The organism is Chitinivorax sp. B, assembly GCF_005503445.1.
Lineage (GTDB): Bacteria > Pseudomonadota > Gammaproteobacteria > Burkholderiales > SCOH01 > Chitinivorax.
Window position 1 is genome coordinate 1 of sequence record NZ_SCOH01000031.1, and the last position, 13,838, is coordinate 13,838.

Consider the following 13,838-nt stretch of genomic DNA (forward strand, 5'->3'; position numbering starts at 1 on the left):
CCACCCACGCCTCCAGCAGCATTGGCATTCCTGATTGGTAACAAAACCTTAGCAATCCACATGGCGGAGATGTGCATGCCGATTTGGCAATGTAGGCATTGAAATTATTTTTGTACGCGACACCCCCTTTGGCTTGAATATGGGCTTTCAGGTCGGGACACGACCTTGTGGCGATGCCACGACGACAGGCCAGTCAGGGCCCGTTTGTTCGTAACACCTGCCGAGTGGCTGCTCCCACGGTTGCTGCCTGGATTGGCATGGTGGCAATCTGCGTCAACTCAGTCAGCAACGTACGCACCAGCACCATGGAATCGGCGATGCCCTCCGCCATCGGCCGGGCAACAGACGACATGGCCGCCGCCCCGTGACAGCGCTTCGACGATCTGGCCGAGGACGCGTGACCACGCAGGCCGATGAGGCCAATCTGTGTTTTCTCAAGCGCAGCAAGACCAGTCTGCCGGCCCTGCCATCTCGACGTGTTCAACGCTGCTCAAAACCTCTACGGACAGTTGAATGTGAGGCACGCCCGGGATGAGAAAAGCCATCCAGGCGACATCAGCCGTGAACAATTCGTAGTCATCAAGTCATTGTTGAAAAGTGCCCGTAAAACATCAGCCAGCAATACATGGATTTACTTGAAGCATTTACGCAGTACTGTATTGACTCTGGGGTGGATGCCATTGGACAAGGCCTCCCGAAGCCTTGTCCAAGTGGCGTACAGTGCATTTGTACTTCATCATAAGAACACCGACGCAACAGAGCCCAAAGGCTGCGATGCCAGCAAGACAGCCTCGTGTATCAAGCGGCATGTTGTGGCGGTTAGACAGGCCCTGCCGCACGTCACTGTGGTCACCTCCGCTGCGAAATTCCAGGTGTGCATGTGACAGTGCAGTCTGATGCCCTGTCGTTTCACGATGACCGGCTCTTTTGTACCCACACTTGAATCGCGGGTTCTTGTCGAGCCGTTGTTTCTATCTGCCAATACAAGGATACTGAAAGATGATTCTCCGCCCGAGCCGCCTGTTCCTGCTCCTAATACTGGCCTTGCCTGCCGCAGCAGCTTCCCCTGGACACGCCGGCATCGAACTCGACCATTTTGATCGCAGCGTTCGTATTCAGGACAATCTATTCCAAGCCGTCAATGGTAACTGGATCAAAAACACGGAGATTCCGGGCGACGAAAGCAGTTGGGGCGCGATGGACGAACTATACAAACTGTCGCAACAACGGGTAGGTGAAATGGTTGAAGCAGCAGTTGCCCACCCCAACAGCACCGAGGCCCGGCAGATGGCTGCGTTGTACCAAAGCTTCATGGATGAGGTACTGGCCGACCAACTCGGCCTTGAGCCGATCAAGCCGCTGCTGGACGAGATCGATGCTGCTACCGACCGCAAGGCATTGACCCGATTGCTCGGTCGCTTGCAGGTATACGACATCCAGACACCGCTACGGCCTTACGTTAACGTTGACGACAACAATCCATCCCAGTACGTGGTGATGGTCGACCAGTCCGGTCTTGGCATGCCCGACCGCAACTATTATCTGGAGGACAGTGCCAGCTTCCACAGTACCCGCACCGAATACTTGCGCTATCTGGAAACATTGTTGCGCCTAGCGAGCTTCCCCGAAGCAGAACGCCGCGCCAGGGCGGTACTGGCCTTGGAACGTCAGCTCGCCAAGAACCAATGGGACAGCGTAGCACTGCGTGACCCTTACAAGTCCCACAACAAATTCAAGCGTTCCAGCCTGACCAAGGCGACACCCAGATTCGATTGGACAGTGCTCCTTGACGGTGCAGAAATGGGGCAGGTCCAGGAAGTCGACGTTCGCGAGCCGAGCTATGTCAAAGCGGTGGGGCAACTGCTGGCGAGCGAGCCAATCGACGTCTGGCGTGACTACCTGCGTTTACGTGTACTTGATGACACCGCGCATCTGCTGAGCAAGCCATTCGTCGAGGCGCGCTTTGCATTTCACGGCAAGACCTTAAGCGGCATGGCACAAATGACCACGCGCGGGAAACGTGCCATTAAAATAGTCAACAGCTCGCTAGGTGAAAACATCGGTAAGCTCTACGTGGCCAAGTACTTCCCAGCTGAAGCCAAGGCCAAGCTCGAAATCTTGGTTGGCAATCTGCTCAAAGCATATGGCCAAAGCCTCGACCAGCTCGACTGGATGAGCCCGGCCACCAAAGCTGCAGCCAAGGACAAGCTATCCAAGTACCGGGCCAAGATAGGCTACCCAAGCGCATGGCGCGATTACACCAACCTGGAACTCCATGCTGACGACTTAATCGGCAACGTGCTGCGCATCAATCAGTTCAAGTACAGAGATAAGCTGACCCAGCTCGGCAAACCGGTCGATCGCGACGAATGGGGAATGACGCCGCAAACAGTCAACGCCTACTACGATGCGCCACTGAACGAGATCGTATTTCCAGCCGCCGTGCTACAACCTCCGTTTTTCCAACCTGATGCTGACGATGCCGTGAACTACGGCGCCATCGGCACCCTGATCGGCCACGAAATCAGCCACGGTTTCGACGACCTGGGCAGCCAATACGACGGTGACGGCAAGATGCGCAACTGGTGGCGGCCGGCAGACCGCAAAAGCTTCAAGAAGCTGGCCAACCGGTTGGTGGTACAGTTCAACGGCTATGAAGCGCTACCGAAGCACTTCGTCAATGGTCGACAGACGGTGGGCGAAAACATTGCCGACCTATCGGGTTTGCAGATCGCCTTCAAGGCCTACCAACTCAGCCTTAATGGCAAACCCTCAGAAACCCTTGACGGCTTTACCGGCGAACAGCGTTTCTTTATCGGTTTTGGCCAACTCTGGCGAGGTAAAGTACGCGAACCCGCACTCCTGAAACATCTCACCGCCGGTGCACACGCACCCAACAACTACCGCGCCATCGGCCCAGTGATGAACAGTGATGCCTTCCATCAGGCGTTCAGCACCAAACCAGGCGATGGTATGTTCAAGCCAGAGACGGATCGCATCCGCATCTGGTAGGTGGTTCGCTGCAAAGAACCGGATGCCCTCTTGGGACAGATCCGGTTTTTTGCAACACGGGCCATTGGCTCAGTATTCCATTACATCCAGTCAGTAGACTGGAAATTACCTTGAATCGACTGCCGCTATGCCAACTACGCACACTCAGTCAATACCTTACCACTTCAAGTAAAGTGAAGTAGCGCTAAGCAATGGTCGGCAAGCGCCTTATGCCATTCCGGCACACACGTCATTTCAGAACCTGTTCAAGGCCTGTGATGAGCGGCCACCAGCAGGGTGAAACCCAGCGCAAAAGCCATGGTGTCGGTGTGATACATGAGGATATTGAGCAGCACATGAGCCCTGATCGTGGTCGCGCAATAAGACATTGAACAGACTCTCAGCCCTTAAAAACCATTGGTCGCAAAAACGCCACGCCAGCCCACCAGCAACGAAAACATAAATACAAATCAATAGGATACGTAAAATAGCATGCCGTATGCACTATGCGTAATGGAATGACCTTATGCCTGTACGAGCCTGAATTGGCCCTACCTAATGACGACCGGTGTAATGACAGGGAATCATTCTGCCAAGACTGGTACCCTTAACGAAATCGACGCGAATCACCGTTTTCTTCCTGCGCCCCCGCGCTACTGCCCAATTGCAACAATGCTGGAATCAAGGGCTATCACGTTCAGTCGCCATGAATGTTCCGATATCGGTAACATTGGGTTCTGTTTTTGTCATCTAGTCAAAATATGAAATTCCACAAATAATCGGGCTATAGCTTGAATTTCAAAATGCTGTTGATTTAAATCATCTCCAACACGCTGCTTCACAAGCATATACCCGCTCCACCTAAATATCACGTCAATCGCTGGATGATTGCATCGTGAATCAATTCTACGGTAGATCCGGGGTATATTTTCCGATAAAAGTGTTGGCTGCCAATTCAGATGAGACACACTTTCAACTACAAAGGTCATGTACATGAGTTACACGGTGAACTACCTCAAGCCTTTTGGGGCACTGATAGAGGCCGATAGCAAACAGACAAAAGTAGATGATCTGGATATCAATAGTCTGCGAGAGATTTTTCGACAGGCACACATTGTGACATTGCGGGGATTTACGACGTTCGACACTCCCGATGCCTTGGCGGATTATTGTGAGCGCTGGGGCAAGGTCAGCGTATGGCCATTCGGCAAAGTGCTTGAACTGGTTCAGCAGGAAAATCCAGATGATCACATTTTTGACAGCAGCTACATGCCCATGCACTGGGATGGCATGTATCGCCCACAAGTGCCGGAGTACCAGATTTTCCAGTGTGTCGAAGCGCCACTGCCCGGCTGCGGCGGGAGAACCACCTTCTCCTCCACCATGCTGGCTTTGAAAAATGCCCCGGCTGAGCATGTCGCGCTCTGGAAGAAAGTAACAGGACACTATCAGCGAAAGATGGAGTTTTATGATAGCCGGACCAATTCGCCCATCATCACAAAGCATCCGTATAAAGACCATTCGGTCATCCGATACAACGAGCCCCATTTCAAGGAAAAGGGTGACCTGATCAATCCGGTGAACATGACGTTTTCGGGCATCCCGGAAGCAGAGGTACTGGCGTTTCATGAAACGCTGCGGCAGGCACTTTATGACCCGCGAAATTTCTACGCACATGAATGGCAGACCGGGGATATTGTGATCACCGACAACTTCTCCCTGCTACATGGCAGAGAAGCCTTTGTCTCCCACTCCCCTCGCCATATCCGGCGCGTTCAGGTGCTCAGCAATCCACCTTACGATAACCCCAGCCTGGAGTCTTACGCGTGTCCACAAAAGTAACTGATATCGTCATCATTGGGGCGGGCCCAGTCGGGCTGATGTGTGCCTATCTGGGGCAACTCTGCGGTTTACGCACAATCATCATCGATAAATCAAACGGGCCATTGGAGGTGGGCCGAGCCGATGCACTGAATGCACGAAGCCTGCAATTGCTTGAAGTGGCGAAGCTGTTCGACACATTGTATCCACTGGGCAAACCCTGCAATACCAGCTCAGTCTGGGCAGATGGCAAATTCATCTCACGACAGTCTGCCTGGTGGGATGCACTGGAGGGTTGTCTTCACAAGCACTTCTTGATGCTAGGCCAGTCTTTTGTGGAAAAACTGCTGGACGGAAAACTCAACGAAATGGGCGCAGCCGTCCTGCGCACCACATCCGTAGAGAATATCGAACTCAATCAGGCAGGATGTCTGACCACCCTGACCAGTGGGGACACCATCCAGTCAACGTACGTCATTGGCGCAGATGGCTCGCAATCCTTTGTCCGCAAGCACTTCAGCATTCCGTTCGAAGTCGTTCGCCCGCAAATTGTCTGGGCAGTGATTGATGGCGTACTGGATACCGACTTTCCCAAGGTACCTGAAATCATCGTCTTCCAGGCGGAAACATCGGATGTGGCCTGGATTCCTCGGGAAGGGGAAATCGATCGGTTCTATGTCCGGATGGACACCAAGGATTTTACGCAGGAAGAAGCCATCGCCAAGATCAATCGGGCCATGCAGCCGCATCAATTGCGCTTTAAGGAGATTGTCTGGTTCTCGCAGTTCTCGGTAAAAGAATCTGTTGCAGAAAAATACTGGGTACATGATCGGGTATTCCTGGCGGGCGATGCTTGCCATATCCACTCGGTCAATGGTGGCCAGGGTCTCAATACCGGGCTTGCCGATGCCTTCAATCTGATGTGGAAAATCAATATGACGCTCAAGGGCTGGGCACCTGCCAAGCTCCTGCAGAGCTATGAAGATGAGCGTCAACCCGTTGCACGAAGTGTGATCGATAGCTCGGGTGAATTGGTGCGATCGACCAAGTACTCGGAAACCGGTACCCACGCTCAGGATTACGTGAAAATTGTGGAAAAACGAGCCGGCAACATTACAGGCATGGGGATTCGCTATGGCAATGGCGGCGCAGAAGGCGCTCGTATACATGACTTTGAAATGCACGACGGCGCTATCAAGACACGCCTGTACTCACTGCTGGATTACACCCGTTTCACGCTGCTGATCTTCAGCGAAGTTGAATTGCCAGTCGACGTACCGCCATTTGTCAATGTGATTCAGATTGCATCGCAAAAATCTGATGCTGGCTATTGGGCAGATAACACCCCGTATAACGGTCAGGCTGTACTGGTCAGGCCCGATGCCTACATTGAATCGGTGACGCCATCAACACAGCTCCACAGCATGTTTGAACAGCGCCACTTGCAGTGACAAGTCAGGTTGGCAATTGCAGCCATGCATTTTGCCAACCTGATTTGATGATTTTTGGTAAACAGAGGTATGTGCATGCGTTTTGACCGAGCAAATCTAAGCCATTTTTTGGGTAAGAGTTTTATCTATACCTACGAAAAAGGTTGGCGCTACGAGCTCTATGTTAAAAATCAATCTATGATTGATTATCGTGTCCACAGTGGAATGGTGGGAGGACGCTGGGTAAAAAACCAGCATGTGAACATTGTTCGAGTGGCTAAGGATATATATCGGGTCTCTTGGGTAGAACCGACAGGAACGAGTGTTGCCCTCACGTTAAACCTTCAGGACTATATCGTACATGGGGCGATTTACTTCCCTCGATGGATCGTAGAGGCACCTGAGAAGATAGCTTGCTATCAAAATGACCACCTGAAAGAAATGGAAGCGTATCGTGACGCAGGCCCCATTTATCCAACAGAGGTTATCGATAGTTTTGCAACGCTGCTCTACATTCGCGACTGCGGCATCAATAACGAGCAGGTCATTGCTTGCCCACCCAGCGAACTACCGGATAACTATCCATTCAGCTTGCCGGACAGAAATCTACTGCCTTAAATCCATAGACTCCGTATTGTGTCTTGCTTGGTGCTATTGGCAGTATTGGCTGCAAGCATGACATCAAGCTTGTCAATATTTCACCTCGCCTAGGGGGCAAAGTGTCTGTCAGGTGGTGAAACACTACGCACGCAGGGCATCAATCAAGTAATCAATCAACAAGCGGACACGAGGAGCAAGATTTTTCCTGCTTGGATACAATATATTCATAGCCTGTCCCTTCTGGCAAAAATCGGGAAACAAGCGGATGAGATTGGAATCCTGGATTTGGTCTACCAAAAAATTGGCAATCAGGCCTACACCCATTCCTAGCTGTACCATTGACATCACGCCAAGAGGGGCATTGCAGAAATGCTTAGGGCTGGTTTTGATATGGTGGCTGTCGCCATTTTGATTGACCAGCGAGAGTACATGATTGGGCAAATTCAGCCGGGTAAGCACAACCCAGTCATGTTGCTCGATATCCTGGATGTGCTTGATTGGTGGCCTATGCTCCAAATAACTACGACAGGCATAGATACCGAGTTCAAATGGAGCGATCGTTCTGCCAATGAGGGATGATGGGGCAAGGTCACCAATGCGGATCACCAAGTCCAGGTTGGTCTCTACCAAGTCCTGTACACCATCATCCAATTGAATATCAAATGTTACTTTTGGGTATTGTTTGCAAAAGGCCGGCAATAATGGGTTCAGCAGGTAGGTTCCAACATCGACCGTTGCACCGATTCGAATCGTGCCTGACACCTCAGAGGACAGATGATTGACTGAACTGATGGCTTCTTCTGCAACCTGCAACAGCCCACGGCTGTATTGATAGAAGGTATGACCTTCTGTGGTCAGATTGATCTTGCGTGGAGTCCGGTTCAACAATCGCACATTCAGGTTTGATTCCAATACAGTCACTTGCTCACTCACCTTTGACTTGGTAAGTCCCAGCGATGCACCAGCAGATGTCAGCGACCCACACTCAACCACTTTATTGAATATTGCAATGCGCTTTAAGTCATTCAACATCACCAATCCCTTTCGCCATACCAAGCTTAAGCAATACATTACCTGCCTCTGTCGTCGCAACGATTGCCATGCCAAGCGCATACCGACAACGCATTTCCCATCAATAGCTGGATGACCACCCCAAACTGATCGTGACTATATCGCTATCCTTATACGTCGAGCACGCTCAGTGGGTAAATGCTTTACTACTTAAAGCAAAGTGAAGTAAAACTAAATAAATTACATATTGATTACATACAATAGCATGTAATTAAATTTTTTAATTTAAAATCAAATATTTAATTATTAAACAACATTGCAATATAACGAAATAATTTTGACAGCAACCGATCTCCGCCTTTGATCGTGGACCGGTAAAAAGACTGTCCACGTCCAAGGCTTCACCTTCTTGGTAATTGTCAGATAGTAAAGGTGGATTCAAGTGCCATCAGGCAGGAATTGCAGCCCCTCCTCGAATATGCATTGTGAACGCTTGTCGAACACACAATGCAGAGGATTGATACACCCAACGGGGAGCATGAACATTGGCGGAAATACGCCAGCCGCCCAATATCGCTTATGAAAGGTTTCATTACTGATGACCAATCACGAGAGCTCCGTATCAGAAGCGTGTTCCAACGGGGTGGCTGGCCAATTGATCGAACTCGGGAGTGGAAACTGGGGCGGACTGCCCGATTTCATCCCGTCGCTCCCGCTCCATCAGATGTTTCTTGCATGAGATGGATGGAGGAAATTCAGTTACCACAAGTAGAGACTATCGCTAGCAGGGGTCGATAGTGAGCCCACACAGAGCAGGAGACATCCGGATTCAGAATCGCTCCAATCACATCAGCAACTCACTCAAGGTTAGCAGCAACATGCATTGCAACTCGACAGTGATTAGCTCCTGAGCGGGCACCACCACCCGCATTGTGAGCAATGGGCATCGCATTGGGCCGATGCGGCCTCCTGGGATCTGACAGCTATATACTCACCCAAGCTTACCTGCAAATAAGCCCGTTAACACAAGCTTGGAATAATTAAGATATCTACTTAATTTTCTGGAAAACAAATTCGTTACAAGCCATCCCACCTGCATTGGTTACAAGCTGAAGTAATGAATAACCCCGGTCCTTGTAAAAGTAGAAAACCTGCTCCGGCTTTGACACCTCAAAAGGATAACCCCCAATCCAATCTATTTTGTCATACCACCAGCTCATACCTCTATTCACACTGTAATTTCTAATATAATCGAAATAAACCTTAGGCTGGCGCCTGATTAAATGAATAAGAAAAGATCTTACTTCAAGCGGCAGATACACAGCCACGGCAAAAATATTCTTTAGCCCACCGGGCAAGCGGTTGTACATTTTCTTTATTGCAGCCCAGCGCCTGGACGCTCCACCTTGATCATTATAAAGTGCTATAAATAGTTTTCCGTTTTCTGCTACATTTGAATCGACATTAGCAATGGCTGACCACATATCACCCGTATGATGCAATACCCCCCAAGAATACACAACATCAAACTTACCCAAACCATTCAGAAAATTTTTATCAAGAACAGAACCAGTTTGGATTTTCCAGTCATCATCATTTTCGAAATAACGATGTTTAAGTTCTTTTGTACATGCAACGGATTGTGGATCGTAGTCAAAGGAAATCACTCTCGCTCCCAATCGCTTGGCTGCGAGAGAAAATAAGCCACTTCCACTACCCGCATCAAGAAAAGACTTACCCTTCAACGTTTCAACTTCAAGCATTTTTTTGAGGCTAGCAACAGCATTCTGTATTCTCACCTCATCAAGTACATCTAGAAAATTGGCCCAATTATCCCCAAAAGAAAAGCGTTCGCCACTGCTGACCTCTTTCGCATGAGCATTAAGTATATTCGTATCTACCACCATCCACCTCCCAGAAAGGATTCATAATTCAGGTGACACAAATGAACTTAATATGCATTTCAAGTGAAACATCATCTAATTTCACCACCAAAAGCAAATTAAGTCTTTACAAAACAACACCCTAACGCTTGATCACCCATTCAATCAAATGCCATACATGACAAAAAAACAACATAAATCACACATATTAAAAGTCGAAACAGCAATGACACTCTTTATAAAAGCCAGAACACATTCAGTTAGTTAAAAAACCATCATGATATGACAATTATCAGACTATAGAATTTTTGAATAAATACCACGCAAGCCAACAATGTAAAACATATAAAAATGCAACGTCCGGCACCATACCACAGCCTACTGACAAAAATATCAAATATCAAATAATTGACGTTGCCAGACCAGCAAAAGCAGTCATAGGTAAACCTGTAACATCACACTTTACCAAATAAGAATATAAAGATAATCATGACATAATCAAAATAGCATTTAAGGACACTATTCTGATCATAGTGAAGCATACCGAAAAAAGAAAAGTTTTGTATTTTTACCTTATCCGGGTTATCACTTTTGCTTTATGGCTTGAGGTCATCAACTCACAGGCTCAACCCAATCCGTTATATACGAGTGATTTGTCATGCGATTTGCAGGGTGACACTTTGCACAAGCCATTGATTTGGCCTGTTGACCACTTTGCTGATGGACTTGAAGGAATTTATTGCAACATATTGTTTTTAAAATATTAAAAAGATGAGATCAACTAGTCCGGCAAACCAGCCGATCCATTCCCCGCAAGCCAGAATCTATCTACTACCAACACCTCAAGGCCTATTGTGTAGCTTGCTTTCAAATCGCCATCATCGATGTAAATCAGCATCATTGATAACAGCCGGTGACTCAACCCCCTATTACAACCTTAAGCAACCACAGGCCGTACAACACGCAACCTAAGTGTAATGACCCCACACACCAATAACGCCACGCCCAATGCCGATGCAATGCCGGGCCATCCACCAGTACGCCATAACATCCCTGACCAAGAACCAATCATGCTGGACCCCAAATAATAGGCTGTCAGATAAAATGCGGAAGCCAAGGCTTTGGCTCTTAAGGCTCGGCGGCCAACCCAACTGCCAGCCACAGCATGAGCAGCAAAAAAACCAAAGGTAAACAGCGCAATGCCCAGTATCAAAGGCAATAGGTGATCAGCCAATGTCAACCACAAGCCAAGCAACATGGCTCCTATCATCACCCACAACACATTGCGACGACCAAAGTGATCAGCCAGTCGCCCGACCCACGTTGAGGCTCCTATCCCAACCACATACAGGGCAAACACAAAACCAATGGCACCTTGGCCAAGATTGAACGGCGCAACCAACAACCGATAGCCAAGATAGTTGTAAAGACTGACGAAACAGCCTGCCAGCAAAAATGCCAACAAGAACAACATTGGTAAACCAGGGTCACGAAGATGAAGCATCGCATCTTTGCGCCACTGCACAGCATCGAATCGGGCTGGCATGAAATGACGTGATGCAGGCAGACTACGCCAGAACTCCCAAGCAGCTAACAATCCCATTCCGCCCAATACAGCGACAGCCACTCGCCAGCCAGCCCAATCAGCCAATATGGCAGCAGTGAAACGCCCACTCATGCCGCCCAGTGCATTCCCCGCAATGTACAAACCCATTGCATAACCCAACGAACCAGGCTCTACCTCTTCACTAAGATAAGCCATTGCCACAGCAGGTAAGCCAGCCAACGCGATACCAAATAAAGTGCGCAACAACAGAAACTGTTGATAACCACTGGCAAATGCGCCCATGACCATCAGAATGGCCCCCAACAACAATGCCGCACTCATGGTCTGTTTGCGCCCTATTCGATCAGCCAGAAGGCTTGCAGGTATCAAGCTCAATGCAAGGCTACCGGTCGAAAATGACAACACCCCGCTGGCGGCAGCAGGAGACAGGTCAAAAGTGCTGGAAAACAGTGGCATCAATGGTTGCATGCCATACAACATGGCAAAAGTGGCAAAGCCTCCTACAAACATGGCACGTGCTGTAGCGCGAAAGGCAGGCGTACCTGCTTTCAAACGGTCAACAGAAGCCACATTCTGGGTCAAGCCTGCAACAGAGGGGATTTGATCAGCACAAACAGAACGACTGGTGGACATGACAACTTTCAGTGACAACAGATAAGGCGTTGTCATGCAGCTTAGATTTGCTTAAACAACCAGTCCAATATATATTTTCGCATTAATTAATACTTTAAAAGTATTAAATGGAACTACGACATCTCCGTTACTTTGTCACCGTGGCTGAAGAACTGCATTTTACCCGTGCAGCGCAACGGCTACACATAGGCCAACCACCACTTAGCCAACAAATCCAAGCGCTGGAGGCTGAGCTAGGAGTGCCATTATTCGAACGCCATAAGCGAAAAGTAGTGTTGACTGACGCAGGTCAGCATTTTCTGCTGCGGGCCAGACAGATCTTACAAGATACCCGAGATGCAACAGAGGAAGCACGCCGAGCAGCACGTGGTGAAATCGGTGAGCTACGTATCGGCTTTACCTCGTCCCTACCGCTGACACCAGTCTTGCCTGCAGCGTTGCACGCCTACCGCCAATACTTCCCCAAAGTGACGCTGACTTTGCATGAAATGTTCACCTTCGATCAATTCGATGCACTACTACACCAACGCATCGACGTAGGATTTGTACGCTTCAACGGTCTTGAACCTGCGGCCGGTATTGTGGTCAAGGAATTACGTCGTGATCGCCTACGTGCAGTCGTCAACCTGAGTCATCCATTGGCAGGTAACGACAGCCTTTCAATTGCGCAATTGCGAACAGAAGATCTGATTGGCTACCCAGCAGGTGTTGGTACAGGCCTGATTGCGGTGTTACGCGAGTTATGTGCTGCTCAAGGTTTTGAGCCAAGAATCACCCAGGTTGCAGGTGAAGCTACCACCCAGATTGGATTGGTTGCCGCCGGATTGGGAATTGCCGTGTTACCCTCCCCCTTGGAATGTGTCAAGGTTGAAGGAGTCCGATACGTCCCGCTGATCGATGTTGGTGCATATCTGTCAATGGGTATTGCCACACGCGAAGGTGACGCATCACCCTTGGTGAACGGCTTCATGACACATTTACCGCCAGATCTGACAACGTAAGCATCACTTGACGTTCTGTACACTGCGAACAAAGGGCAAGTCACGATACAATTTACCGTGGAATTCACGAAATCGCATACATACAACCAGGAAAACCCCGGTTTTCAGCGAACACGACATACCGCACAATGCGCGGCGACAGAAACCAGCACGGATACATTCAATGGACGATCTCAGCAAGTTTCTCCAAGGTTTTCAACGCTTCAAGCAAAAATATTTTGCCGACGACAAGGCGCTTTATGAACGACTGACACAGGAAGGGCAAAAGCCATCCACCCTGGTGATTGGCTGTTGTGATGCCCGTGTCGACCCGGCCCTGATTACCGATTGTGCACCCGGTGACATGTTCGTCATCCGTAACGTGGCTAACCTGGTCCCGCCACGTGAAGTCGGTCCGACCAACCAGGGCGTGTCTGCCGCCTTGGAGTTCGGTGTATCGGTCTTGAATGTGGAGCGCATCATCGTGCTAGGTCATGCCCACTGTGGCGGCATTGCAGCACTCATGAAGGATGACATGGGCAGCGCATCAGCCGGTTACCTTGCCCGCTGGATTGGCATTGCAGAACCCGCCCGACAACGCGTATGGGAAGAATTTGGCGAAAGACCCATCGAAGAACAGATTCGTGCCTGCGAATTGGCCTCTATCTTGGTATCACTCAACAACCTCCTGACTTTTCCTTGGATTCGCGAACGCGTCGAGCAGGGTCAGCTGAACCTGCACGGTTGGTATTTTGACTTTGAACAGGGCGACCTACTGGGCTATCACCCCCCCAGTGGCGAATTTGTCTCACTGGGAAGCAAATAAGCTCCCACCACCCGGCGGCACACATGACCGCCGGGTCAATAGTTTGACTACACCTTACGAACTACCCCGACCTCACCGTCAGATCAATTCTGCCTG

Annotated in this window: 10 protein-coding genes; 6 read left to right on the top strand and 4 right to left on the bottom strand. The window is 49.6% G+C overall.

All coding sequences use genetic code 11. The annotated features are described in order from the left end of the window. Positions 1-193: 193 nt before the first annotated feature. On the bottom strand, positions 194-352 hold the full coding sequence (locus FFS57_RS25275; RefSeq protein WP_171014032.1) for a hypothetical protein: 159 nt from the start codon (positions 350-352) through the stop codon (positions 194-196). 647 nt (positions 353-999) lie between these two features. Between FFS57_RS25275 and FFS57_RS17320 the strand changes: the two genes are divergently transcribed. The 4 genes from FFS57_RS17320 (at position 1,000) to FFS57_RS17335 (ending at position 6,860) form a co-directional block, all read left to right on the top strand. After that, positions 1,000-3,012 carry a M13 family metallopeptidase gene (locus FFS57_RS17320; RefSeq protein WP_137939076.1) on the top strand — a complete coding sequence of 671 codons (2,013 nt, stop codon included), beginning with the start codon at positions 1,000-1,002 and terminating at the stop codon, positions 3,010-3,012. Between the two features lie 972 nt (positions 3,013-3,984). Beyond that, positions 3,985-4,833 carry a TauD/TfdA dioxygenase family protein gene (locus tag FFS57_RS17325; protein ID WP_137939077.1) on the top strand — a complete coding sequence of 283 codons (849 nt, stop codon included), beginning with the start codon at positions 3,985-3,987 and terminating at the stop codon, positions 4,831-4,833. Next, the gene (locus tag FFS57_RS17330; RefSeq protein ID WP_137939078.1) at positions 4,818-6,263 is read left to right on the top strand and encodes an FAD-binding protein; all 1,446 of its coding nucleotides are present in this window, start codon (positions 4,818-4,820) and stop codon (positions 6,261-6,263) included. The genes FFS57_RS17325 and FFS57_RS17330 overlap by 16 nt, the downstream gene beginning before the upstream one ends. A 75-nt stretch (positions 6,264-6,338) precedes the next feature. Then, positions 6,339-6,860 (top strand): phenolic acid decarboxylase, encoded by a 522-nt coding sequence (locus tag FFS57_RS17335; RefSeq protein WP_137939079.1) that lies wholly within the window; start codon positions 6,339-6,341, stop codon positions 6,858-6,860. 123 nt (positions 6,861-6,983) lie between these two features. Here FFS57_RS17335 and FFS57_RS17340 read toward each other — a convergent pair whose 3' ends face one another. The 3 genes from FFS57_RS17340 to FFS57_RS17350 form a co-directional block, all read right to left on the bottom strand. Beyond that, the gene (locus tag FFS57_RS17340) at positions 6,984-7,874 is read right to left on the bottom strand and encodes a LysR family transcriptional regulator (protein ID WP_137939080.1); all 891 of its coding nucleotides are present in this window, start codon (positions 7,872-7,874) and stop codon (positions 6,984-6,986) included. A 1,028-nt stretch (positions 7,875-8,902) separates the two neighbouring features. Beyond that, entirely contained in the window at positions 8,903-9,760 is an 858-nt protein-coding gene (locus FFS57_RS17345) for a class I SAM-dependent methyltransferase (protein ID WP_137939081.1), read from the bottom strand. 913 nt (positions 9,761-10,673) lie between these two features. After that, a complete protein-coding gene (locus FFS57_RS17350; RefSeq protein ID WP_249384047.1) occupies positions 10,674-11,972 on the bottom strand; it encodes an MFS transporter in 1,299 nt (432 codons plus the stop codon). Positions 11,973-12,043: 71 nt separating this feature from the next. Between FFS57_RS17350 and FFS57_RS17355 the strand changes: the two genes are divergently transcribed. Together FFS57_RS17355 and FFS57_RS17360 are read left to right on the top strand one after the other, a co-directional pair. After that, entirely contained in the window at positions 12,044-12,937 is an 894-nt protein-coding gene (locus FFS57_RS17355; RefSeq protein ID WP_137939082.1) for a LysR family transcriptional regulator, read from the top strand. Between the two features lie 163 nt (positions 12,938-13,100). Continuing rightward, complete coding sequence (locus tag FFS57_RS17360; RefSeq protein ID WP_137939083.1) at positions 13,101-13,742, top strand: carbonic anhydrase; 642 nt, start codon at positions 13,101-13,103, stop codon at positions 13,740-13,742. Positions 13,743-13,838: the final 96 nt, after the last annotated feature.

Coding starts and splice junctions, on each gene's coding strand:
- FFS57_RS25275 (WP_171014032.1), bottom strand. CDS start 352: ATGTCGTCTGTTGCCCGGCCGATGGCGGAGGGCATCGCCGATTCCATG.
- FFS57_RS17320 (WP_137939076.1), top strand. CDS start 1,000: ATGATTCTCCGCCCGAGCCGCCTGTTCCTGCTCCTAATACTGGCCTTG.
- FFS57_RS17325 (WP_137939077.1), top strand. CDS start 3,985: ATGAGTTACACGGTGAACTACCTCAAGCCTTTTGGGGCACTGATAGAG.
- FFS57_RS17335 (WP_137939079.1), top strand. CDS start 6,339: ATGCGTTTTGACCGAGCAAATCTAAGCCATTTTTTGGGTAAGAGTTTT.
- FFS57_RS17340 (WP_137939080.1), bottom strand. CDS start 7,874: ATGTTGAATGACTTAAAGCGCATTGCAATATTCAATAAAGTGGTTGAG.
- FFS57_RS17345 (WP_137939081.1), bottom strand. CDS start 9,760: ATGGTGGTAGATACGAATATACTTAATGCTCATGCGAAAGAGGTCAGC.
- FFS57_RS17350 (WP_249384047.1), bottom strand. CDS start 11,972: ATGACAACGCCTTATCTGTTGTCACTGAAAGTTGTCATGTCCACCAGT.
- FFS57_RS17355 (WP_137939082.1), top strand. CDS start 12,044: ATGGAACTACGACATCTCCGTTACTTTGTCACCGTGGCTGAAGAACTG.
- FFS57_RS17360 (WP_137939083.1), top strand. CDS start 13,101: ATGGACGATCTCAGCAAGTTTCTCCAAGGTTTTCAACGCTTCAAGCAA.